Origin of the sequence: Pandoraea sp. NPDC090278 (genome assembly GCF_044772185.1) — a bacterium.
Taxonomy (GTDB): Bacteria; Pseudomonadota; Gammaproteobacteria; order Burkholderiales; family Burkholderiaceae; genus Pandoraea.
The window spans coordinates 1,103,041-1,124,347 of the sequence record NZ_JBIVYJ010000001.1; the positions used below are offsets into that span (position 1 = coordinate 1,103,041).

Here is a 21,307-nt window from a genome sequence, read left to right on the forward strand (position 1 = left end):
TCCGAAGAATCTAAAAATAGAATGGATCAAGAAGCTCGCTGCACTTCTGGTCGACACCCTTTAACGACATGAATCGACCAATCGCCTTCTCAGAGTGGTGGCAGGTGTTGCAGATTGCGCAGACGGACGACGTTACGCAGATTCGACGGACCTATGCCGCTCTGCTAAAGAAAACGCGTCCGGAGGACGATCCCGAGGCATTTCAGCGCCTCCGCACGGCCTACGAGTCGGCTATGGCGTGGGCGAGTGAGACGGAAGCGTCGCATTTTGTATCAACTGCGTCTGCTCAGGCTGAGCATGCAGAGCAGCCCCTGGTTGCCGATCCGACGACCGATGGAAGTGCCGAGGCCGAAATGGCATCTCGAATGGCCGCTGATGAACGGCTAGCGCGGGGCAGGGCGGCAGCAGGGCAGGAAACTGGCGGCTCGGTCGATATCGGTTTGCAGGCATCGAAGGCATTCGATGCTTGGCTGGAGAATCTGCCGGAGGATATCGACGAATACCGGGTTGAATCGATGGGAGAACTGGCTTCAGGCAGCGATCCGCGAATTATCGATTCGCTGACGACGATGCGAATGTCGGCGACGTTCGTGAGTCTCGAACTTGCAGATGCGTTCGAATATTGTGCGCTTCGCTACACAGCCCTGCCGGATGGGTTGCCGACGATACGTCTGGCGCTGGCCGAGGTATACGAGTGGGACCACGACATTCGAGCCGCGAGTCGATTCGGTTCTCAACTGGCGCATGAAGCACTTTGGCGTGTGTCCGCCGACCTTCAGCTTGCCTGGTTCGTCAGCGGTCGCCGTGGCTCGCCCGCTACGTCAGTGCTTCTCGATGGCAAATGGCCGGCGGCACTGTGGAAGCCCATCGCGTCCGATTTGCTCGAAGACATGCGCAACACGCTCAAGCGTCTGGACGGCGAGCTAAGCTCGTTAAGCGACAGGGTGTTCGATCCCGAGTTGCTCAATGCGTGGCGTAAAGCGGTGCTTCGCCCACGGGTCACGCAAGGGAACATCGCCTGCATCGCAACGCTCCTTGTCGCCGTGATGGCTGTCGGCGCTCTAGTTGTCTCCCGCGATCGAAACAGTCTCGCGCTAGCCTTTTTCCGCGACCATGAAGCCATTGGGTTGCTCTTGGTCGTTGGCGGTTTGGGTTCTATCGTGGCCATCTGCGGGCTCACGCTTGCTGGCGTTTATCTGTTGGGGCCCGAGGTGGCCGGAGTCGTTCGGAATTTCTCTGGCGAGTGGGAGGCAAGGCTAGGGCATCGGAAACTAGTGACCTACGGTTGGTACGGAGTGTCGTCGCTGGCTGGGGCAGTTGCAATCGCGGGGGCCGGGACTGGTATGACGCACGTTGCGACCGCGTTGTCTCTGGCTGGTGCGGCTTGGGCAATATTGGTGAACCTTCCGTTCATCTTGCGGAATCTGCCGACGCTACTGGAAGCGATGCCGTTCTACATGCTGGCGACGAGCCTGACGTGGTTCGGCCTGACCGGCGATCTGGACCGAATGGGATTTCTTAACTGCGCCGTGCTCTCGTTCGGGACGCTGCGGATTCAGCCTGTGTTGCGTGAATGGATGCGTGATGTATACCAACCGGCGCAGTTCTGGACGTTGGTATCCGCCCTCGGGGTAGGCATTGCGGGGTGGAAGTTAAGTCCTGCGACGGATGGCGGAATGCCAATCTGGCTGCTCATCGGTTTCTGGCTCTGGTGTGCGTTTGTCAATGTGCAACTCAGTCTGTTCTTCACGGGTTATCTGACGCATTGGATATTCATCTTCGTGATGTGGTCCATACCCGGTTCCATGATCGTCGGTGCCTCGAAAGTCCGCCCACCCGAGGACGTGGCGGTCTTGGCCGTCATGCTTTATATCGGTACAACGTTGGTCCTCGAGTTGTGGCGCTTATGGATGCTGAGTCTCCACGGCGGGCGCAAACCCGTGCTGTGAACGGGTACGACTAACGCGCAAACTTGGTGCCAAGTCTGTGTGTTGCGATGCGCAACTATTTGAAGTTATTGGGGGGTAACACCCCGGCGCTCAAGCATGCGATTCCTGCCGGAACTCGCGCGGCGACACCCCGAAGCGTGCACGAAAATCCCGAGAGAAATGGGCGCCGTCGGAGAAGCCGCATTCGAGCGCAATGTCCGTGATACTGCGCGTGTCGTGACGCAACTGCCATCGCCCGTAATCGAGCCGCATGCTGCGAAGAAACGACATCGGCGAAACGCCGAGCGCTTCGTGGAACGCCCGCTCAAGTTGCCGCCGCCCAACGTTCACGTAACGCGCGATGGCGTCGAGCGTCGGTGGATTGTCGATCCGCTGCTCGATAAAGTGCGCGGCCTGCCGCACCCGGATATCCACAATGTGCGACAGATCCGCATAGAAATGCGCCTGCGGCAGTTTCGCCGGCCGGATGCCCTGCAGCATCATGTGGCGCACCACCTGGTGCGCCTTGGCCTGACCGCAATGGCGGGCCACGAGATAAAGCCCCAGATCAATCGCGGCCGTCGATCCCGCGCAGGTGATCAGATCGCCTTCGTCAACGAAAAGATGATCGACAACGGCCCGGGTCTGCGCGAACTGGGAGCGAAACGCATCCAGCACGTTCCAATGCACACAGACCGTGCGAGTCCCCACGAGCCCCGCCTGCGCCAGCGTGAACGTACCGGTACAAATCCCGAGCATGCGCACACGTTGAGCACTCGCGCGCCGTAGCCAATCGCCCAACTGATGCGGCAGAAAGGTATTCGGATAATCGTTGCCTCCACACACGGCGATGTAGTCGAAGCAGGAGGGATCGTCCGCTATCGGCCCTTCGACGTTGAGCGTAATGCCGGCGCTCGACTGGCGCGGCAAGCCGTCCATGCTCATCACACGCCAGTGCACCTCGATCTGGCGACTGCGTCCGCCATGATCGGTGGCCAAGCGCAGCACATCGACGAGGCCCGCGAACGCGGCCAGCGTGAATTGGTGAAGCAAGACCAGACCGATTGAGAGTTTGGGCTTCGCGACGGCATCGGCAGCGCCATGCGCCGCGCCGCAAATGCCGTCGTCAAGTGCTGAAATATCGGCCACAAGTAAATTGGGGCCCAATGTATCGCGCTTGATGGTTTTTGCCGTTTCCCGTCCTGTCGTCTTGCCGTTTGGATGACGGCTTTGCATGTCGCGTTTATACAAGTTTTCGACCGCAGCTTGCAAGTTGGCGAGAACCCTTGCTCGCTACGATACCTGTCATGCTTGAACGACTCGGAATGATTGGCTACACCTTCCTCGGGGGATGACATGAACGTCTGCAGCGGCAACACTGTCCGGAAGTCGGCAATCGCCATGGCGATTGCGACAACCGCGTCTTTGCTTTCTTTCGGGGCGACCGCGCAGTCTTCGCGCATTACGGTCGCCATGTATGGCGGTAATTGGGGCGATGCCTTCAAGGCGTGTGTCGCCGAGCCGTTCACCAAGGCAACCGGTATCGCCGTCACGCCCGAGATCGGCACGTCCACCACGACGCTTGCCAAACTGCAACAGCAAAAGAATTCCCCAACCATCGACGTGGCCTGGCTTGACGGTGGCATCAGCGAGATGGCGTTCGATGCAGGCGTCGTCGACAACCTCGATCCGGCGGGTATTCCCAATCTGAAGAACGTCAACGCCAAGGGTATCTACCGAAACGGCAACACCACATACGCGGTGAGTTCAGGCTACTACTCGCTGGGGCTGACCTACAGCACCAAATCGGTAAAAACGCCGCCCACGAGCTGGAAGGACCTGTGGAAGCCCGAGTATGCGGGCGCGGTCACCGTGCCGTCGCCGTCGAACTCGGCGGGCGTTCCGTTCGTCGTCTTCCTCGCACATGTTTGGGGCGTGGACCCGTCGAATCTCGGCCCGGTATACACCAAACTGGCCTCGCTCGATGCCTCGCTTTTCTACGACAGCTCGGGCGCTGCGACCAACGCCTTTCAGAGCGGCGAAGCCATCATCGGTGCGCACTTCAACGTCGGCGCCTGGGACCTGATCGACAAGGGCGTGCCGATTGCCTTCGTGGTGCCGAAGGAGGGCGTGTGGGCGACCGATGCGCGTCTGCATCTGGTCAAGGGCTCGCGCAACAAGGCCGCCGCGGAGAAATTCATCAACACGGCGCTCACCCCGGAGGCGGCATCGTGCCTTGCCTCGAAGCTGTACCTCGGCCCTGCCGTCGCCGGCGTGAAGGTGTCGCCTGACGTTGCCCGCAAACTGCCGTGGGGCGCGAACGGATCGGTCGATGACCTGAAGTTGTTCGACTGGAGCATGATCAACGCGCGTCGCGCCGAGATCACGTCGGCCTGGAATCGTCAGGTGTCTGCGAAGAAGTAAGGACGGATTGCGCCATGACAGCATTGCTATCTCTCCAGTCGGTATCCAAGCGCTTCGGTAGCTATCAGGCGCTTGACCGCATCAGTCTCGACGTGCGGCAGGGCGAGTTCATCGCGCTGCTCGGCCCGAGTGGCTGCGGCAAGACGACGCTGCTGCGCGCCATTGCCGGCTTCCAGACGCCAGACAGCGGGCGCATCGCCATCGACGGTATGGACGTCACACAACTGCCACCCCATCGTCGCCCGTTGAACACCGTGTTCCAGCAATACGCGCTCTTCCCCCACATGCGGGTGCTGGAGAACGTCGCTTACGGACCACGTCGTCAGGGCGCATCCCGCGAGGAGGCCGCAGCGCGCTCGAAAGAGGCACTGTCGATGGTCGGGCTGGAGTCATTCGGCGAGCGCTATCCCCGCGAGCTGTCCGGCGGGCAACAACAACGTGTCGCGCTGGCGCGTGCCATCGTCAATCGCCCGAAGTTGCTGTTGCTCGACGAGCCGCTTTCGGCGCTCGACATGAAGTTGCGTAAACGCATGCAACTCGAACTGAAACACTTACAGGAGCGTCTTGGCATCGCTTTTGTTTTCGTAACCCACGATCAGGAAGAGGCCATGACGATGGCGGACCGCATCGTGGTCATGAATGCGGGGAGCATCGAGCAAGTCGGCACCGGTATCGAAATCTACCGTCGGCCATCGACGCGCTTCGTCACAGAGTTCATCGGCGACGCCAACATGATCGCGTTCGACGTGCGCAACGGCGAACTGCATCTCGATATGGTGTCCCCGGCGCGGTGGCCTGTGCCATCCAGCGTGCCTGCACGTGGCGTTGCCGTGCTGCGTCCGGAGCAATTGCACGTGGTCTTTGAATCCGGAAATGCCGCGCATGAAGCCGCGACTTGTCGAATGCGTGGTGCGTTGGCCGATGTCGTCGATATCGGCAGCCATGCGCTCGTTTATGCCGACGTTGGCGCACACCGCATCGTGGTGCGCACCACGAGCGGCATTGCAGCGACGTTGCGCACCGGCAAGGCCGTGGATCTGGGCTTCGATCCGGCGGACGTACATCTGATCGGGGAAGCGGCATGAACCCGGTCCTGGCGCTGCCGGCTCGCGGCGAGGGCGCACGCCCATGGAAGCTGGCGCCGGTGTGGATGATCGGACTGCCGTTGCTGTTCTTCGCGGCGTTCTTTCTTGTGCCGCTAGCTGTCGTGCTGCTCGCGAGTTTCACCGACGGTCACGGCACTGGGCTTCTCGCGCTCACGGTTGGCAACTACGCGAGGATCTTGGCCGACCATTACCACTGGGAAGTCACGCTCGTCACATTTCGCATCGCTTGTCTGACGACGGTGTTTTGCGTGCTGCTCGGTTATCCGCTCGCGTGGTATCTCGTGCGAATCGTCCGCTGGCAGCCGTGGCGGCGCGCATGCGTGATCCTGCTTGTGGTGCCGATGCTCACCAGCAATATCGTGCGCTCGTTCGGCTGGATGGTGCTGCTCGGGCGCAACGGCCTGGTGAACGAAGCGTTGCTGGCGACGGGGCAGATCGAACGTCCCATTCGTTTTCTCGGGACGGAAACCGGGATTCTCATCGGCATGGTGTACGTGCTGTTGCCGTTCGTCGTGCTTGCCGTCGGCAATTCGCTGGCCCGTGTGGATGCGTCGCTCGAACAAGCCTCCGCCGACCTCGGCGCGAAGCCCTTCGAAACCTTCATTCACGTGACGCTGCCTTTGACGCTGCCCGGGATCATGGCCGGTGCCATCATGGTCTTCACGCTGGCGGTCTCGGCGTATGTCACACCGGCGCTGTTGTCGGGCGGTCGAGTCACCGTACTGTCGATGCTGATCTTCCAGCAATACAGCTCGACGTTCGACGTCCATTACGGGGGGGCGCTCAGCATCGTTTTGCTCGTGTTCACGCTGGTCATGGTGGCGTTGGCCGGCCGCGTTGGCGCGGTGCGCGGAGGTGTCCGATGATCGCTCGTCTCAGCGTTCGCATCGTGGCGTGGTCCGTCTTGGCGTACCTGATGTTGCCGCTCATCGTGATTCTCGGCAGCTCGCTGACCAGCACCGAATTTCTGGCGTTTCCGCCGCAGGGCCTGACCTTGCGCTGGTACCAGCAGATGCTGCACGACCAGAGCTACCTGGCGGCATTTTCCACCAGCACGATGTTGGCGTTGGCCGCTACGGTGTTGTCGCTCTTGCTCACGGTACCCGCATCGCTGGTGCTGGCCCGCTACGAATTTCGCGGCAAGGGGGTGCTGAGCGCGATCCTGATGGCACCCCTCACGCTGCCGCATATCGTGCTTGGCGCTGCGCTGCTGCAATTCGGCGGGTACTTCGGTCTGACGCGAAGCTTCCTGTCGCTGCTGATCGGCCACACGATTATCGTGGCGCCCTTTGTGCTGCGCTCAGTGCTCTCGATGATGACCCCGGAGCAGCGCGCGCTGGAAGAGGCGTCCAGCGATCTGGGTGCGAATCCGTGGACGACTTTCTTTCTGGTCATCCTGCCGCGCATTCGGCCGGGCATCGTGACGGGATCGATCTTCGCGTTCATCTCGTCGTGGATCAACGTCGAACTGTCGATCTTCAACACGACGGCGGACCTCAACACCATTCCGGTCAAGTTGTTCAATTACGTGCAGTACACGATCGACCCGACGATCGCCGCGGTGTCCGGCGCGACGATCCTTGTAGCTGTCGTGGCGATCGTGATTCTGGATCTCACCGTTGGTCTCGACATGTTGTCGGACCGCAGCTAACTCCCTACCGACCTTTCTGGAGCAATCGTTATGCGTAAGCAAGACGCGTTCGACGTCATCTACACCCACACCGAAGGTGAGCCGCTTTGCATCATTCACAGCGGCATCCCTTATCCGGCCGGGTCCACCATTCTGCAGAAGCGCGCCTTTCTCGAAGCGAACTATGACTGGTTGCGTCTGGCGCTCATGCGTGAACCGCGCGGCCATCGCGACATGTTCGGCGTGTTCCTCACACCGCCGTCGAGCACGGAATTCGATGCCGGGCTGATCTACATCGACGGCACCGAGTATTCGCACATGTGCGGCCACGGCACAATTGCGGTGGCGATGGCTATGGTCGCTCACGGCTTCGTGCCGCGCGGCCCCAATGGCATCACGCGTATTCGTTTTGAAACCACGGCCGGGCTCGTCGTGGCGGAAGTCGCCACCGAGGGCAACGAGGTGCTGTGGACGCGCTTCGAGAACGTGCCGGCCTATGTCGCTGCGCAGGACGTGCCGGTCCACCTGCCGGGTTATGGCGAGCTCAAGGCCGATATCGTCTGGGGCGGCAACTATTTCGGCATTGTCGATCTGACCCCGTGCAACTTGCGGATTTCGCCGGAGAACGGCACCGAGCTGTCGCGTCTGGGCTTGCTCGTACGTGACCAGATCAACGCGAAAATGCGCATCCAGCATCCGACGCAGGCACACGTCAACAATCTGAACTACGTGACGTTCTGGCATTCCCCGACGATTGAAGGCGCGTTCTACAAGAACGTGCACGTGTTCAGCGCGGGACAGCTCGATCGCTCGCCGGGCGGCACGGGCACCAGCGCAATGATGGCCATGTTCGAAGCGCGTGGAAAGTTGAAAATGCACCAGCCGATTCTGACGGAAGGCCTGCTTGGCAGTGGCACGTTTGAAGGGTGTCTGCTGGGTGAAGTCGACCTGAACGGCGTGCGTGCCGTGCGACCGACGGTGAAAGGCACCGCCAGCGTACTGGGCACCGCGCGCTGGGTGATCGATCGCAACGATCCGGTCGGGGCGGGATTCCTGGTGCGGTAAAAACCCCGCGGGGGGTAGGGGGCGTATTAGGAATGGGGTTCGTCCGCCCCCCCCAAAGCGATTTGGGCTGCTGCCGGTTACGTGGACACCGAGATCCAGCGGCGCTCACCTGAGCGAGTACCAGCCGCTCGATTTCGAATCGATTTGAACCAGGACTCGAGGGTCTCAGCAAGCACAGCATAGTCTTGCCGCGATAACGCGCCTTGGCCAGGCAGACGGTGTGCGTGTGTGTAAAACGCTTCGAGCTAACGAAGTTTAGAAATTCGTGTCGACTCTGCCAGATGAACCAGCGACATGGCAGACCACACAAGTGTTACTCGTTTCTCTAGTGGGGAGCAGCGATAACGCAACACCCAAGATTGGTAGCATAGATCGCATAATGTACATTATGTTAAATGATGGGTGTGTGCGGTTCTTCGAAAACCCATGTGTGCCCCGCACTTCGGTTGTTCGGGCGCCCGTTAGTAACCGGACACGGATTTGGTTGCGGCCAGTTTTTGCCAAATCCCGTCAAGCAATAGCTCAATCCCCACTGCGAACCGCCTGTCGAAATTGGGCGTAAACAAATGTCGACGGGCTTGCCAACTGAGCGGATAAGCATACTTAGCCGCCTCGAGAAACGCCGTTTTGCGCGCCACACTTTCCTTTGCATTCTCGCTGGCGGCTTCGGCCTCGAACGCTTGCGCTTCGATAACGAAACCGACCACGTAATAAAGCACGCTGAACGCCGATGTCGTCGCCAATTCGATGTCCGCACCTGCGCGCACAACCGCTGTGATCATCGCCTCGCCGGTACGCAATACGTTCTCGGTCGTCTCGTAGGTCCCCGCGAACACGCGTGCGCCATCGCGGTGCGCGCTGAGTGCACGGCGGATATCAAGGGCGGTTGTTTTCAGCGCGACACGCCAATCCAAGTCAGGTGAGAGATTGCGTGCGACATCTGCCAACATCGCATCCGCCATAGCATCGAGCAGCGCCTGCTTGTTCGCGAAATGCCAGTAAAGCGAGGGCGCCTGAATATCAAGCGCCTGCGCGACCTTGCGCAACGTCACACCTTCCATGCCGTCGCCATCGAGTAAAGCTAACGCCGTCTTGACAACGTCGTCTCGTTGAATCGCCATTGTGATTCTCATAAAAACTAACGGCGTTAGCTTAACATCGCGCGGCAGACAACCGATAGGCGGCTCCCTCCCCTTGCGCCGCATAAACGAGTTACCCCTGCGCTGCCGTCGACACGTCGGCCCATTGCTTCCAGACACCGATGCGCTCCTCGCAAGTGCGCGCGGCGATCTCCACGGTGCCAGCGCCCAATAACAACCGAAGCGGCGGCTCTTTGGCATCGACGACCGCGAGAATCGCGTTCGCCGTTGCGTTGGGATCCCCCAGCTTACGCCCACTCATTGCCGCCCCGAGTTGCGCACGCAGGTCAGCATAGGCGTCGAGCTTCGCGACATGCTGGGCAGAACTGCCGCGCCAATCGGTGTCGTACCCGCCGGGCTCAATAAGCGTGACCTTGATGCCGAACCCGGCCACCTCCTTCGAGAGCGCGTCGCATAGGCCATCCAGCGCCCATTTGGAAGCGACATAGACTGCCGCACTGGGAAACGTCACCACGCCCGCGAAACTCGACACGGCGAGAATGTGGCCGTGCCCCTGCGCGCGCAAGATCGGCAACGCCGCCTGAATCACCCAGAGCGCGCCGAAGAAATTCGTCTCCATCTGCGCACGCGCCTGCGCCTCCGTGGTCTCTTCGAGCATGCCGAACAGACCGTATCCAGCGTTATTGACGATCACGTCGAGCCGGCCGAAATGGGCGTGCGCCCGCTGAATCGTCTCAAACACGGCGTCGCCGTCCGTGACGTCCAGCGGCAACAGAAGGACCGCGTCGCCATAAATTCCCAGATCCTCTATATCGGCCAGCGACCGGGCGGTCGCCGCCACTTTGTCCCCACGCCGCAACGCCGCCTCTGCCCAAACACGTCCGAATCCGCGTGACGCCCCAGTGATAAACCATACCTTCTCTGACATGGCACTCATCCTCAAGTAATTGACCAACCTAACAGCGTTAGTGTTAATCTAACAGTGTTAGTTGTCAACGAGAAAATGCCCATGCAGATCGATACTTCGCAGTTCCCCTTTGTCCACCTTTCCCGGCAGCCATACGACATGAATTGGGAGAGTGGACTCGATGCGCTGCTCACCAGACAGGAGCGATTTGTGCTGATTTCACGGCAGTCGCCCACCGAGCACGACGACGCGCCGCCGGGCGATGAAAAGCGGCGCTTCGCCCTCTGGCTCAAGCGCAACCGGTCCGAATTGAAGGCGTGGTGCGCCGGTGCGATTCTCGTGGCCGACGATGCATCGTTCATGCGTCTGCTCGGCCCGGCGGTACACGCCCTCGCCAAAGCCTTCGGCTTCCCGGTGCGCATCGCACTTCAGACGGAAATCGACGATGCGGCGCGACGCTTGCTGTCAGGGCATTGAGACTGGCTGCTACGCCACCAAACCCGAGCGCGAGTGCGACACGGGGATGCGATGCATCATCGCGTCCCCGTCTATCGCACAACATTGCGTGCCGCATATGCACGATCACGCGCAAGTGCTGATGCCAGTGCATTCCCCGGTCATCATGCGTGTCGCACAACGGGCTTACGTGGTGCCGCCATGCGCGGCGCTGTGGATTGCGCCGCACGTGTCTCACTGTCTGCAATACGGGGATGAGACATCCGTCGCGTGCCTGACCATGAATGCGTCTGAAGTCCCATGGACGGGTGACGCATGCAGGTTGCTTGTTGCGCACAAACTGCTGCGTGAAATGATTCTGTCGCTACCGGAAAAAAGCGCGCGCGACCTGCGGGGCGACGATGCCGTTCGTAGGCGCTTCGCCCGTGTTCTGCTTGACGAGCTACTCACTTGCGCTCGGTTTCAGGCACCGATACCGATGCCGACCGACCGGCGTCTCCAGCGCCTGGCGCAAGCTTGTCTGGCCAGACCGTCGGAAAGGCGCTCGCTTACGCAATGGGGCCGGGAGTTCGGCATCAGCGATCGGCATCTGGCCAGGCGCTTTCGCCTGGAGACAGGCTTGTCGTTCGGTGAATGGTTGCGCGCAATGCGAGCCTCGCTCGCGTTGCAGCATTTGTCGGCAGGCCGACGCGTGGCCGACATCGCGGATCAACTCGGTTATACGCATGCGAGCGCCTTCATATCGATGTTCAGGAAAGCGCTCGGCGAGAGTCCCGCGCGCTTCGGTATGCGCGCGGGACAGTGTTGTGCTACCGACACAGTCGATCAGGCGTAGGTCAGAAGTAAGCCGTCGCGCCAACGCCAATCACTCGCCCTTGCCCGACCGACACCACCGGCACGCCGTTGAAGCTCGCGCCATAGGTCTCATATCGCTTGTCGGTGAGGTTTCTCGCGAACACCGAAATGTCGAGCCATCCAGCCGGATGCGACCAGCCGAGCGCCACGTTGACCAACCCGTACGGGCGCAGCGCAAACGAATTGTCGACGTCGACCACGCGTGAGCTGACGTAGCGATAGTCGGCGGATACGGAAAAGCGGCCGGGCACGGGAAGCAAGTTCTCTGGGAGCGCATACCGGACCCCGACGTTGGCCGTCCAACTGGGAATGTTCGGCACGCGGTTGCTCGCAAATCCATCGGCCGTCAGCACGGCGTGCGTGTACCCGAGGCCTGCCGTCACCACGAGACCACGCGTGAGCAACGCCTTGCCCTGCATCTCGAAACCTCGCGTCTGGTAGTTCTGGTAAGTCGTGAGAAAGCGCGCCGACACCGGGTCGAGATAAGTGAGAACACCATTCTTCACGTCGTTGTGAAATACGCTCGCATCGATTTGCAGACGATTGTCGAGCAGCGCCAGCTTCGTGCCGAACTCGTAAGTCCAGTCCGTGGCGGCGGGATACGCATCGGCAAGCTGGCCACCCACCGGCACGCCGTAAAGGGAATACACACGCGACGCGTGGCCACGGCTAACAGCGGCATAGCTTGTGATTTTTGGCGTCCACGCGAAGCTAAGCGCCGTACGTCCGGTCGGATAGGCCTGCGACGTGTGGTTACTGCCTGAGGTCCCCGGTGCCCCTGCCTCGTTGTGCACATCGACGTCGGTATTGTCGTAGTTGACACGAGCCCCCAGCGACCACGACCAACGCGATGACAGTGGGACCGTCGCGTCACCGAACAGGCCGAGATTGGTGGTGCGTTGACGCCCCTCGTTCGCGGGATTACTTGCGCTCGTCCATTGGCGACGCGCATCGGAGTAGACGGCACTCACCCCGGCGACCCACCGCACGGTGGCCCCGTCTCGCGAATTCAGACGAACCTCTTGGCTGTAGATCTTCTCGCTGTCGTTCGTGATGCCCGGCAGACTCACCAAAAACGCGGCGGGGATGCCGAGTCGGCCGTAGACAAGCGTGTCGGTGGAGTCCACATACGAGTTGACACGATTGTTCTGAAAACCGGTCAACGACGTCAGTACGGCGTCATCGAAGCGGTGCTCCAGATTGAGCGTGACACCCGAACGGAATGTCGTCTGCTCGGGGGCCGTCAACGCCCCGCTGGTGGGAAAGTTCGCGCCCCCGCCCAGCAGGAAGAACGGCGCATTGCTTTGATCCCGGGAATAGTTGGCCGTCAGCGTCGCCGTCGTAGCGCCGCCTCGCCAGCGCAAGCCACCGCGAAACGCCTCGACGCCACGTTGCCCGAGCGTATCGGTGTGCAGACTGTTGATATCGCCGTCGTAGTTGCTGAGCTTGACGGCGACGCGCGCGTCCAGAGTATCGGGCACGAGATTACCGCCCGCGACCGCCTCGGTTGTCGCGTAGCCGTGTGAACCCACTTCCGTGGAAACGTGAAAATCGCGCTCGCCATCGGGTTGATGGGTCGTTACGTTAATTGCCCCGCCCAACGCATTGGCGCCCCAGAGCGTACCTTGCGGCCCGCGCAGCACTTCTACGCGATCGATGTCGACCAGCGCGGTCGAGAGTCCCAACATGCTGGTTGGCACGCCGTCGACGGAGAAGCCGACGGTGCCGTCCCAGTTGTTCACCGGTGCCCCTAGCGAACTGATCCCCCGTATCGCGTAGAAGCCTTGCGTCGCACCGAAGTTGTTCCACACGACATTGGGCGACTTTTGCGTAATGGCGACCTGTGGATCCAAGGGCGCTTCTTTGATGTCCGCCTCATCGAGCACGGTGGCGCTGACCGGCACATCGCGCAGTGCTTCTTTCGACTTGCGTGCCGTCACAGTGATTTCGGGTAACGCCGCGCTACCGACACCTACTGAATCGCTGCCGTGCGGGGCCGGCACGGTCGGTGGCGAATCCGGGGGCGCAGATCGTGCCGAAGCACACGCCAACGCCCATACCACTAAAGCCAACGCACTCGCGACAGGCGTGCGTCGAATCGATTCGCTATCCAGCGTCTTTCGCACAAACATAAATGACTCTCATTTCCATTTTCGGAATAGGGAATCTAAAACTACCGAGGTCGGCACCGATAGATCGAGCCAGCCATCGTATTGTGCGTATGCGCCAAAAAACCAGAAATCAGCAAAACTTGGAATGGTTAGATATCCGCGCCCCATTCAAGATTCGAGCGTTTGTCGACTTCATGGCCGAACACGTGCCTGCGGCCGTTAAGTAGGCACGTGGCGCTCATTTGCATCAAATGTTGCCCCGCGGAGATGTGCGTGAAAACTTGGACAAGTTAAGTAGAGAATTTCAAGCCCAGCGATTCGTGAGACAAGTGACTAGGGTTGCTCACCCGTGGGGTACGTGCCGTAGATTGCATTTCAGGGACGTTCGATTGAGCGCGTAGGTGACATCGTCAGAGACTGCGATGATTGACGGGCTGACGGGTGAGGTTTTGCAAATCAATTCAATTACTTAGCGTTGATGTGACGTGACATACTTTGCTTCAGTCGCGCAACGACATAGTGTGCACCGTGAAAACATGGGAGATCGGTTAAGATCGGCGTCCCGGTTTCTCACCACACTGTTTGATGCTGAACCTGTACAAGATCACGCTTGGTCCGATTCTCCTGGCGCAGGCCCGATGGCTGAGGCGTACTGCTCTGCGTCTGCCCGAGGCTGCGGGGCCGCGCGAAGGTGTCGAGGGAGACCCGCTTCATTCGGGGGAACCGTTGCGTATCCTCGTGGTGGGCGATTCGTCCGCCGCCGGGGTTGGTGTCGACGCGCAAGCCGATGCACTCGCCCAGCCGGTCGCCAAGCTGTTAGCCGCCCGTACGGGGCGACGCGTGGCGTGGCAATTGGTGGCGAAATCCGGAATGAACACGAGTGAAGCCCTGGCGATGCTGGCCAATCGCGAATTGCCGCGCGCCGATTATCTGGTGACGGCGCTGGGGACGAACGATGTGACGTCGCAACGCAAACCGTCACAATTCCTTGCTGATTACATTGCGCTGGTGGACACGCTGCGCAAGCGCACCGGGGCTGCCGGATTGGTGGTGACCGGGCTGCCGCCGCTGCACATTCTGCCTGCGGCTCCCCATCCGCTGCGCTGGTACCTCGGCCGTTACGCGAAGCGCCTTGACGCGCTCCTGATCGATTGGATCGAAAAAGATCCCGCAGCCCGTTACGTATCGCTGGCATGGGCGGCGAAACCGCAGGACATGGCGCGGGACAAGTATCATCCCGGCCCCGGACAGTACCGCCAATGGGTTGAATACGTCGTCGGCAAGATTCAATCGCTGATGCCGTCGTAACAAGGACGTTGCGAACGAAATCTCTGCAAAAGCTTCCATGGTAGCGGCCATCGCATCCACTGAGCTGCGCTGCGCTCACCTCAGCACCACACGCTTCAAGAAACCATCGAGCAAGCCGATGTCTCCCTCCGGTTTTTTATAGTCGATCTCATGCTCAGCTTCTTCGAGCGTGGTCTCGATGAAATCGTGAATGGCTGGGCGGCGTGGACCAAGCTCGGCCTCGCCAATTAGAAATTCACCGCTGCGACGATGTCCGCCCTTGGAAGCCGGTCACCAGAACTGCCACCATTTTCTTTTCAGTGTCGGAGACTGAAACTCAGGCATTTCCGGCGGACGAATGATGTCTGTAGCGTCCACTGGTCCCCCGTCAGCGGACCACCCCCGAAAGCGCGGAGTATTCAGATCCAGCAAACCATGAGTCGCTTTGATCTCCCCGTGTGCCCTCTCAAAAGCAGCGATGCCGGTTAAGGCCGCCTCGTCGCTATCGACCATGCAGTGGCCGCTCGACTCCGCCGCCATGGCTGCCAACATCAGGTGTTGCAGACAGCGGGCGCCTGTTGATGCACCCGCACTGGTGCGTGAATACACAACGTGTTCGAACTTTCGGAGCCCTCGCGGTGCAAATGCCAAATCGTTGGCGGTCCGGGCGGAAAACGCGTAACCGAAACCAACCTGGAACGCGGAATGGCGCTCTATTCTTGGAATGTCTGGCGGCGTGTCGCATACTGCCAGCCAAATACCGCCATCGTCCGAAGTCGAACGCAGACTACGGCCCGGAGGAAGCTCGATTTTGTATCCGTGCTCCGCAAGTCGATTCAGCACACGTCGATCAAGATCCAGTTGATATCGCCCTAGGTAGGCGAGCACCTCAAAGCTCATTTCACTCACTCCACGCAGGTGTACGAGACTCCGCCAAGCAGACGCACAACCGCGTTGTAGGCCAGACTCGCAAGCATCGGTCAGCCGCGATTCGAGAGCGCTCGCTCGATCTTCTTGTCGGTCTTGTACTGGCTCAACGCGTACACCGACCAGATCGCGGCTGGAATCCACCCGATTACGGTAAGTTGAAGCAGCAAGCAGATGATCCCGGCAATCGGTCGTCCGATCGTGAAAAATTGCAGCCAGGGAAGAATCAAAGCAAGCAGCAAACGCATGTCCATCCTCATTAGGAAATTCGCCGACGTCCGGTCGGCACGGTCATGCTGGGTAGGTCCTTAGGCTGAGATCGAAACGATCTGGTTCGTACCCCTCACAATCCGTCAGCATATACGCAATTTCTTAACGTCTTCACGAATATCTACTTCGAGATGCTGTCCCCTAGTTTGCAACGTACAGATCTTCTGGGGGGGGGGCTGATAGCAGACTTGTTTCTTCAGGAATAGTTAAAGACAATGTCGTCGCTTGCCGATATCTATTTACCATTGAATGGTTAAGACTACCGGATTCTGACGTATCAATACTGTGGACTCCGATATACGGCTCAAGAATCGACAACTACATCAAGCCACGCTACATGAATAAATCGATCAGACGCATTGTCACGCTGTCAGCATCAGCGAGCATTCTTAGCGCATGTTCGGCACTCGAACCGACTCGCCATATCCTCACGCAAAACCCCACATATGATCCGGCCACATCGGCGCGGCTTCGGGTACAGGGCTCCAATGCCGGAGGGCGCGTAGCATTGCGTCTCGGGCAAGCTTGCTACCGCCCCGCATACGAGGACGACGGGAAGACGGTTCTCGGACAAGGTCCCGGTTTCTTTACCGCGTACAAGTATTCGTCGACGAGCGTGCTGATCGGCATGCCGGAGAGCCCTCGAACCTGGATGCGTGCCGATGGACTCAAGTTCAAGGACTACATCATGGAGTATGTCGTCCCGGCAGACGCGCCCACAATCGTGTTTCTCAGTGACAATCGGTCCATCCGCTACAGCGACTCAAGGCAGGCCCAGAGGTGCACACCTCCCCCCACCCGGTTCACGCCGCAACCCGGCAAGGACTATGAGGCATTCGAAGAAGGCGGTGGCGGGGGATGCTGGATCGAAATCCGCGAAATCGATGCCCGCGGTCATGACATTCCCGTCGTTGCAAGTCGCGCACCCAAGTGCACCCCCAGCAAGGTGGTGGAAGCGGTCAAGACCGGACCGGATGCGGAGCACTAATCCCCCCTTATCTTTCAGAGATTTTCGATGCGCAAACATTTGCTCATGCTTCTGTGCTGTGTCGCCGCCCCCGCAATGGCCTCGGTCAAGTGCGAGACGCAGGACCTCAACGGTCATAGCACCAATATCTGCGTGAATTCAGGTAAGTTCTCGCACGATTACTACACGCTCGTCGTAGACAAGAACGTTCTGTTCACGCTTCCCGACGATTATGTTGAAGACATTGTCCTGACCCACCGTGTCCCGGAAGAGGCCGCCATTGAATTTCCGGCTTCGGCCAGCCGCGCTGCCGGGACGGTTGTTCGTATCACCGGCGGTTGCGTACCTGTGAGTGAAAAGAAGCCCTTCGGCGGGAAAATGATCGGCGTAGAAGTCGCTCGGGTCTGCTCGTTCAAATGGGGAGATGTCGATGTGCTGAAGGACGCGCGACTAAGCTTTGAATGATGCGTGATGGCACTCATCAAGGCGTGGACGTGGACTCACGTTCACTGAAGTGGATGCTAAACGGGCCGCCATACGGGGTATGGACGACGCGAATCGTGACATTCGGATTCCCGTCGACCATGTTCCGTGGTACGACTCTGGAATAGGTAAACTCGCGCTTGTTCAGCACTTCCAAACGACGCACCAGTGGCTTGCCCCCAGCGTCGAAGGCGTTGATCTGGTGGCGTCGGTCGCCAGTGATGAGAAAGTAGCCCTCGCCGCCTTGCATTCGCCTCGATAGCCCTGTCGCTGGATCAAAGTATTCAAATCGGTTGCTGCTCGCATCCCAGATCGAAATACCCACGACGCCCGGATAACGTTCCATCACGTTGCGAGATGGATCTTCTTCTTCATACACCGCTGTGGTTTGCCAGACTGTCGAGGTCAACGCTGCAGGATCGATATCTGTCACAGGTTCGGCGCGAGCTGTCGATAACATAACGGTCGAAAACCATAGCAACAAGCCGTACGTCGATATGCGCTTCATAGGTAGTTGTCTGTCTGCCGAATTCGGATCGACATCTATACACCACTTTTCCGCGCGTCGAGAGCGTCGGCCCATAACGCTGTCATGAGCCGTATGCATATGCACCTGATGTCCGGTATGGGTTTTGCGACGCGCTTGCTTTTGGCAAGATTGAACAATCATCCTAGCGCGTACGAAATCGACCTGACAGGGACAATTTCAGTAAATTCGACCGACACAATTCAGGTTTGCATGACGGCGGGCGCGAGGCAATAATTGGGACGCCCTCCTCCTCTTGCGTGCAGACGAAACCAATGAAACTGAGATCTCAGGGAAAGAACTACGCGTCGTTCGATTTCGGTGAGCTGCAAGTCATCGCGCTGCGTGACGGATATGTCGACATGCCGCCGACGCGTCTGCGCACTGCCTCGGGTGCCCTTCTCCGCAAGTCCCCCATTAGCCTGAAGCTGGTCGACGGACAACTGCGCTTGTCGGTCAACGCATTTCTGATCATCGACAAAGACGTCTCGGTCCTCGTGGACACCGGCGCATCGAACACTTGGCACGACACGATGGGCACGCTTCTGGACGGTCTGAAGGAGGCAGGTGTGGATCGAAGCGCTGTGTCGTACGTGGCGTTGACCCACACCCATGAAGACCACGTCAATGGACTCGTCGCACCCGACGGCTCGGAAGCCTTTCCGATGCTCAAACAGGTGTTCGTCGCCAAGGAGGAGACATCCGTCTTCACCGGACGGCTTGCGCCGCTACGCAGCCGCGTGAGCGTCGTTGAAGATGGCGCGCGTATTACGGATCGCATTTCGGCAGTCCGTGCAGTCGGCCATTCCCCCGGCCATACCGCCTATGAAGCGACAAGCAGTGCGGGCCGATTGCTGGCTTGGGGCGATCTCATTCACGTGCCGTCCGTCCAATTTTTTCATCCGGACATCGCCTGGGAATACGATGACGACCCGACCAAGGCGGTAGCATCGCGGACATCGCTGCTCCAGCGTCAAACGCAACCGAATCTTTATGTGGCCGGGGCCCATCTGGACTTTCCCGGCATTGGACGCGTCACCGAACGCGATGGGGCATTTGCATTTCACACTGTCGCTGAGTCCACGGAGCAGTAAGCAGGCCTCAGCGACAACATGCTATTCGACAGATCAGGGCTCAGCGATCGTGAACCAGAAGTCGAACTTGTCATATAGCCCGAGCATTTCCTTGAACTTCGCGCGGTCTCCGTCGAACTGCACCTGACCGCTGTCCGCGAGATTGCCGAGCTGGAGCTTACCCAGCGCGATATCGTCCAGTGTCGAACGATTCAGCGAGATATTGGCGTCTGCCTTCTGCAGCACGGTGTCCTTGCTGTAGTTCATGACGCCGTTCTTCACCGATAGCGCGTATTTCTCCTTTGTGTCGGGGAACGTCACATTGAACGCATAGGACTTGTCAGCTGCTTTCGGCCCATTCAGGTGGATCGCCAGGAAGTCGAGGAACATCTCTGTTGTCATACCCCGAATGATGTCTGGGGACGACGTGTTGGGCGTCGCCACTTTGTGCACCCCACCCCGCAGTTCCTGTGCGCCGCTCAGATAGAAGTTGCGCGCCGATCCGGACTCTGCCTGATACCCCAACTGCTCAAGCGCTGCGGCTTCAAGGTTGCGGGCCGCCTGATTGGTCGGCTGCGCAAAGACCACCTTGTTCGTGAGTTCCGCTGCCCACCGGTAGTCGCCCTTGTCGAACGCCGCCTTGGCGCCCTTGAGCATCTTGTCCACGCCGATCAGCTCGACGTAGCGCTTCGCTTCGTCGGTCGGCGGATACGGATCGAAGTTCGCAGGGTTGCCGTCCCACCACCCGAGATAGAGCTGGTAGGTGGCGCGCACGTTGTGCTTCAGATTGCCGTAATAGCCGCGGCTATAGAACTCCTTGGCGATTGAGTCGGGCAGCACGAACTTGTCGGCAATCTCGTGCATCGTCATGCCCTGGTTGGCCATACGCAGCGTCTGATCGTTGATGTAGCGATACAGATCGCGCTGTTTCTCCAGGTGCTCGACGACACGGTCGTTACCCCATTGCGGCCAATGGTGGCTGCTGAACGAGACCACCGCGTCCTTCCCCCAGAGACGAATCGTCTCATCGAGGTAGTGCGCCCACTTCTGCGCGCTGCGTACCTTCGCCCCACGCAACGTGAGAATGTTGTGCAACGTGTGCGTGGCGTCCTCGGCGAGATCGATGGCCTTGAACTGCGGGAAATAGAACAGCATTTCCGCAGGGGCCTCTGTACCGGGCGCCATCTGGAAGACGATATCGACGCCGTCGATATTCAACGTCTCGCCGGTCTTCTTGATGAGTTTGCTCGGCTCGAACAAGGTAATCGTGCCTGCCGCCGTCGTCAGACCGAGGCCACCGCCGACGTTCCCCTTCGGATCCTTTGGCAACAGGTTGCCGTACATATACGATGCGCGGCGGCTCATGACGGTGCCCGCAAATACATTCTCGCTTACCGCCTCTTCCATGAACCCTTCCGGTGCCACGAGCGGCACCTTGCCGGAGCGTACGTCCTTCTCATCGACGACGCCGCGCACGCCCGCGAAGTGATCGACGTGGCTATGCGTGAAGATCACGCCAGTGACCGGCAGCTTCTCTACCTTGCTGTTGATCAGATCGAGCGACGCCTTGGCTGTCTCGACGGAAGTCAGCGGGTCGATCACGATCCAGCCCGTCTTGCCACGCACAAACGTAATGTTGGCCAGATCGACGTTACGGACTTGATAGATGCCGTCCACCACCTTGAACAGACCGTGCGCCGAGAGCAATTGCGATTGCCGCCACAAACTCGGATTGACCGTCGGCGGCGCCTCGCCTGCCATGTTCTTCTTTAGAAAGTCGTACTGCGTAAGGTCGATGACGGTATTGCCCGCCGCGCCTTTGATGACCGGATTCGATAGATCAGCGATGAATCCGCGCTGAATGTCTTCGAAATCCTGCTTGTTTGCGAATGGCAGGAAATTGAGCAACTTCTGGTTTGCGTCTCGCGTCGCAGCTGTTGCATCTGCGGGCTGTGGAGGCGACGACTGCGCTTGCGCCGTAGTCCCGATCAGGGTTCCGGCGACAAGCGCAATCAAAGCAACAATTGACTGGTGGTTCATGAAGTCCTCCCCGAAACATTGAGTGAGCGCTGCGACATCGGGTAAAAGCCACGGAAATCATTCTCAGCGTCCTTGATTGACGGAGCCATAGGTGTTTGGGGAAAAAGTGCCGTCCCTTTTGGGCAGTCTGAAAAGGCGCGAGCTGCATTCGG

At 59.5% G+C, this 21,307-nt stretch carries 20 protein-coding genes; 12 read left to right on the forward strand and 8 right to left on the reverse strand.

Going from position 1 to position 21,307, the window contains the following annotated elements:
• The first annotated feature begins 68 nt into the window (after positions 1-68).
• The gene (locus ACIQWO_RS04745; protein ID WP_402819821.1) at positions 69-1,949 is read left to right on the forward strand and encodes a hypothetical protein; all 1,881 of its coding nucleotides are present in this window, start codon (positions 69-71) and stop codon (positions 1,947-1,949) included.
• Between the two features lie 90 nt (positions 1,950-2,039).
• On the opposite strand, the gene ACIQWO_RS04750 is transcribed toward ACIQWO_RS04745, so the two are convergent.
• Positions 2,040-3,200 (reverse strand): GlxA family transcriptional regulator, encoded by a 1,161-nt coding sequence (locus ACIQWO_RS04750; RefSeq protein ID WP_402819824.1) that lies wholly within the window; start codon positions 3,198-3,200, stop codon positions 2,040-2,042.
• A gap of 129 nt (positions 3,201-3,329) precedes the next feature.
• Between ACIQWO_RS04750 and ACIQWO_RS04755 the strand changes: the two genes are divergently transcribed.
• Genes ACIQWO_RS04755 through ACIQWO_RS04775 form a run of 5 tightly spaced genes read left to right on the forward strand, consistent with a single transcriptional unit; the run spans position 3,330 to position 8,153 of the window.
• Positions 3,330-4,352 carry an ABC transporter substrate-binding protein gene (locus ACIQWO_RS04755; protein ID WP_402819827.1) on the forward strand — a complete coding sequence of 341 codons (1,023 nt, stop codon included), beginning with the start codon at positions 3,330-3,332 and terminating at the stop codon, positions 4,350-4,352.
• A 14-nt stretch (positions 4,353-4,366) separates the two neighbouring features.
• Positions 4,367-5,437 (forward strand): ABC transporter ATP-binding protein, encoded by a 1,071-nt coding sequence (locus ACIQWO_RS04760; RefSeq protein ID WP_402819830.1) that lies wholly within the window; start codon positions 4,367-4,369, stop codon positions 5,435-5,437.
• Complete coding sequence (locus ACIQWO_RS04765; RefSeq protein ID WP_402819833.1) at positions 5,434-6,324, forward strand: ABC transporter permease; 891 nt, start codon at positions 5,434-5,436, stop codon at positions 6,322-6,324. The genes ACIQWO_RS04760 and ACIQWO_RS04765 overlap by 4 nt, the downstream gene beginning before the upstream one ends.
• Positions 6,321-7,109, forward strand: a complete 789-nt coding sequence (locus ACIQWO_RS04770; protein ID WP_402819836.1) for an ABC transporter permease — start codon at positions 6,321-6,323, stop codon at positions 7,107-7,109. Before ACIQWO_RS04765 ends, ACIQWO_RS04770 begins: the two co-directional genes overlap by 4 nt.
• 30 nt (positions 7,110-7,139) lie before the next feature.
• Positions 7,140-8,153, forward strand: coding sequence for a proline racemase family protein (locus ACIQWO_RS04775; protein WP_402819839.1), 1,014 nt, complete (start codon positions 7,140-7,142; stop codon positions 8,151-8,153).
• A gap of 461 nt (positions 8,154-8,614) precedes the next feature.
• On the opposite strand, the gene ACIQWO_RS04780 is transcribed toward ACIQWO_RS04775, so the two are convergent.
• Both ACIQWO_RS04780 and ACIQWO_RS04785 read right to left on the reverse strand, forming a co-directional pair.
• Positions 8,615-9,274 carry a TetR/AcrR family transcriptional regulator C-terminal domain-containing protein gene (locus ACIQWO_RS04780; protein ID WP_402819842.1) on the reverse strand — a complete coding sequence of 220 codons (660 nt, stop codon included), beginning with the start codon at positions 9,272-9,274 and terminating at the stop codon, positions 8,615-8,617.
• Between the two features lie 91 nt (positions 9,275-9,365).
• Complete coding sequence (locus ACIQWO_RS04785) at positions 9,366-10,181, reverse strand: SDR family NAD(P)-dependent oxidoreductase (protein ID WP_402819845.1); 816 nt, start codon at positions 10,179-10,181, stop codon at positions 9,366-9,368.
• 81 nt (positions 10,182-10,262) lie between these two features.
• On the opposite strand from ACIQWO_RS04785, the gene ACIQWO_RS04790 reads away from it, so the two are divergent.
• Both ACIQWO_RS04790 and ACIQWO_RS04795 read left to right on the forward strand, forming a co-directional pair.
• A complete protein-coding gene (locus tag ACIQWO_RS04790) occupies positions 10,263-10,637 on the forward strand; it encodes a hypothetical protein (RefSeq protein ID WP_402819848.1) in 375 nt (124 codons plus the stop codon).
• Positions 10,638-11,094: 457 nt separating this feature from the next.
• Positions 11,095-11,451 (forward strand): helix-turn-helix transcriptional regulator, encoded by a 357-nt coding sequence (locus ACIQWO_RS04795; RefSeq protein ID WP_402819851.1) that lies wholly within the window; start codon positions 11,095-11,097, stop codon positions 11,449-11,451.
• 1 nt (position 11,452) lies between these two features.
• Here the strand turns inward: ACIQWO_RS04795 and ACIQWO_RS04800 are convergent, their stop codons facing one another.
• A complete protein-coding gene (locus ACIQWO_RS04800; RefSeq protein WP_402819854.1) occupies positions 11,453-13,411 on the reverse strand; it encodes a TonB-dependent receptor in 1,959 nt (652 codons plus the stop codon).
• Between the two features lie 756 nt (positions 13,412-14,167).
• On the opposite strand from ACIQWO_RS04800, the gene ACIQWO_RS04805 reads away from it, so the two are divergent.
• Positions 14,168-14,890 carry an SGNH/GDSL hydrolase family protein gene (locus tag ACIQWO_RS04805; protein WP_402819857.1) on the forward strand — a complete coding sequence of 241 codons (723 nt, stop codon included), beginning with the start codon at positions 14,168-14,170 and terminating at the stop codon, positions 14,888-14,890.
• Between the two features lie 270 nt (positions 14,891-15,160).
• On the opposite strand, the gene ACIQWO_RS04810 is transcribed toward ACIQWO_RS04805, so the two are convergent.
• Positions 15,161-15,769, reverse strand: coding sequence for a hypothetical protein (locus ACIQWO_RS04810; RefSeq protein WP_402819860.1), 609 nt, complete (start codon positions 15,767-15,769; stop codon positions 15,161-15,163).
• Between the two features lie 80 nt (positions 15,770-15,849).
• Positions 15,850-16,044 (reverse strand): YqaE/Pmp3 family membrane protein, encoded by a 195-nt coding sequence (locus ACIQWO_RS04815; RefSeq protein WP_402819863.1) that lies wholly within the window; start codon positions 16,042-16,044, stop codon positions 15,850-15,852.
• 359 nt (positions 16,045-16,403) lie between these two features.
• On the opposite strand from ACIQWO_RS04815, the gene ACIQWO_RS04820 reads away from it, so the two are divergent.
• On the forward strand, positions 16,404-17,054 hold the full coding sequence (locus tag ACIQWO_RS04820; RefSeq protein WP_402819866.1) for a hypothetical protein: 651 nt from the start codon (positions 16,404-16,406) through the stop codon (positions 17,052-17,054).
• 27 nt (positions 17,055-17,081) lie between these two features.
• Positions 17,082-17,498 (forward strand): hypothetical protein, encoded by a 417-nt coding sequence (locus ACIQWO_RS04825; RefSeq protein WP_402819869.1) that lies wholly within the window; start codon positions 17,082-17,084, stop codon positions 17,496-17,498.
• A 16-nt stretch (positions 17,499-17,514) separates the two neighbouring features.
• Here the strand turns inward: ACIQWO_RS04825 and ACIQWO_RS04830 are convergent, their stop codons facing one another.
• The gene (locus ACIQWO_RS04830) at positions 17,515-18,024 is read right to left on the reverse strand and encodes a DUF4822 domain-containing protein (RefSeq protein WP_402819872.1); all 510 of its coding nucleotides are present in this window, start codon (positions 18,022-18,024) and stop codon (positions 17,515-17,517) included.
• Between the two features lie 293 nt (positions 18,025-18,317).
• Between ACIQWO_RS04830 and ACIQWO_RS04835 the strand changes: the two genes are divergently transcribed.
• Positions 18,318-19,136: an MBL fold metallo-hydrolase gene (locus tag ACIQWO_RS04835; RefSeq protein WP_402819873.1), complete on the forward strand. Its 819-nt coding sequence runs from the start codon at positions 18,318-18,320 to the stop codon at positions 19,134-19,136.
• Between the two features lie 33 nt (positions 19,137-19,169).
• On the opposite strand, the gene ACIQWO_RS04840 is transcribed toward ACIQWO_RS04835, so the two are convergent.
• Entirely contained in the window at positions 19,170-21,155 is a 1,986-nt protein-coding gene (locus ACIQWO_RS04840) for an alkyl/aryl-sulfatase (protein WP_402819876.1), read from the reverse strand.
• Positions 21,156-21,307: the final 152 nt, after the last annotated feature.

What these genes read in the sequence shown, in the direction of transcription:
- ACIQWO_RS04745 (WP_402819821.1), top strand. Translation starts at nt 69, where the DNA reads ATGAATCGACCAATCGCCTTCTCAGAGTGGTGGCAGGTGTTGCAGATT.
- ACIQWO_RS04755 (WP_402819827.1), top strand. Translation starts at nt 3,330, where the DNA reads ATGGCGATTGCGACAACCGCGTCTTTGCTTTCTTTCGGGGCGACCGCG.
- ACIQWO_RS04760 (WP_402819830.1), top strand. Translation starts at nt 4,367, where the DNA reads ATGACAGCATTGCTATCTCTCCAGTCGGTATCCAAGCGCTTCGGTAGC.
- ACIQWO_RS04765 (WP_402819833.1), top strand. Translation starts at nt 5,434, where the DNA reads ATGAACCCGGTCCTGGCGCTGCCGGCTCGCGGCGAGGGCGCACGCCCA.
- ACIQWO_RS04770 (WP_402819836.1), top strand. Translation starts at nt 6,321, where the DNA reads ATGATCGCTCGTCTCAGCGTTCGCATCGTGGCGTGGTCCGTCTTGGCG.
- ACIQWO_RS04775 (WP_402819839.1), top strand. Translation starts at nt 7,140, where the DNA reads ATGCGTAAGCAAGACGCGTTCGACGTCATCTACACCCACACCGAAGGT.
- ACIQWO_RS04780 (WP_402819842.1), bottom strand. Translation starts at nt 9,274, where the DNA reads ATGGCGATTCAACGAGACGACGTTGTCAAGACGGCGTTAGCTTTACTC.
- ACIQWO_RS04785 (WP_402819845.1), bottom strand. Translation starts at nt 10,181, where the DNA reads ATGTCAGAGAAGGTATGGTTTATCACTGGGGCGTCACGCGGATTCGGA.
- ACIQWO_RS04790 (WP_402819848.1), top strand. Translation starts at nt 10,263, where the DNA reads ATGCAGATCGATACTTCGCAGTTCCCCTTTGTCCACCTTTCCCGGCAG.
- ACIQWO_RS04795 (WP_402819851.1), top strand. Translation starts at nt 11,095, where the DNA reads ATGCCGACCGACCGGCGTCTCCAGCGCCTGGCGCAAGCTTGTCTGGCC.
- ACIQWO_RS04805 (WP_402819857.1), top strand. Translation starts at nt 14,168, where the DNA reads ATGCTGAACCTGTACAAGATCACGCTTGGTCCGATTCTCCTGGCGCAG.
- ACIQWO_RS04810 (WP_402819860.1), bottom strand. Translation starts at nt 15,769, where the DNA reads ATGAGCTTTGAGGTGCTCGCCTACCTAGGGCGATATCAACTGGATCTT.
- ACIQWO_RS04815 (WP_402819863.1), bottom strand. Translation starts at nt 16,044, where the DNA reads ATGCGTTTGCTGCTTGCTTTGATTCTTCCCTGGCTGCAATTTTTCACG.
- ACIQWO_RS04820 (WP_402819866.1), top strand. Translation starts at nt 16,404, where the DNA reads ATGAATAAATCGATCAGACGCATTGTCACGCTGTCAGCATCAGCGAGC.
- ACIQWO_RS04825 (WP_402819869.1), top strand. Translation starts at nt 17,082, where the DNA reads ATGCGCAAACATTTGCTCATGCTTCTGTGCTGTGTCGCCGCCCCCGCA.
- ACIQWO_RS04830 (WP_402819872.1), bottom strand. Translation starts at nt 18,024, where the DNA reads ATGAAGCGCATATCGACGTACGGCTTGTTGCTATGGTTTTCGACCGTT.
- ACIQWO_RS04835 (WP_402819873.1), top strand. Translation starts at nt 18,318, where the DNA reads ATGAAACTGAGATCTCAGGGAAAGAACTACGCGTCGTTCGATTTCGGT.
- ACIQWO_RS04840 (WP_402819876.1), bottom strand. Translation starts at nt 21,155, where the DNA reads ATGAACCACCAGTCAATTGTTGCTTTGATTGCGCTTGTCGCCGGAACC.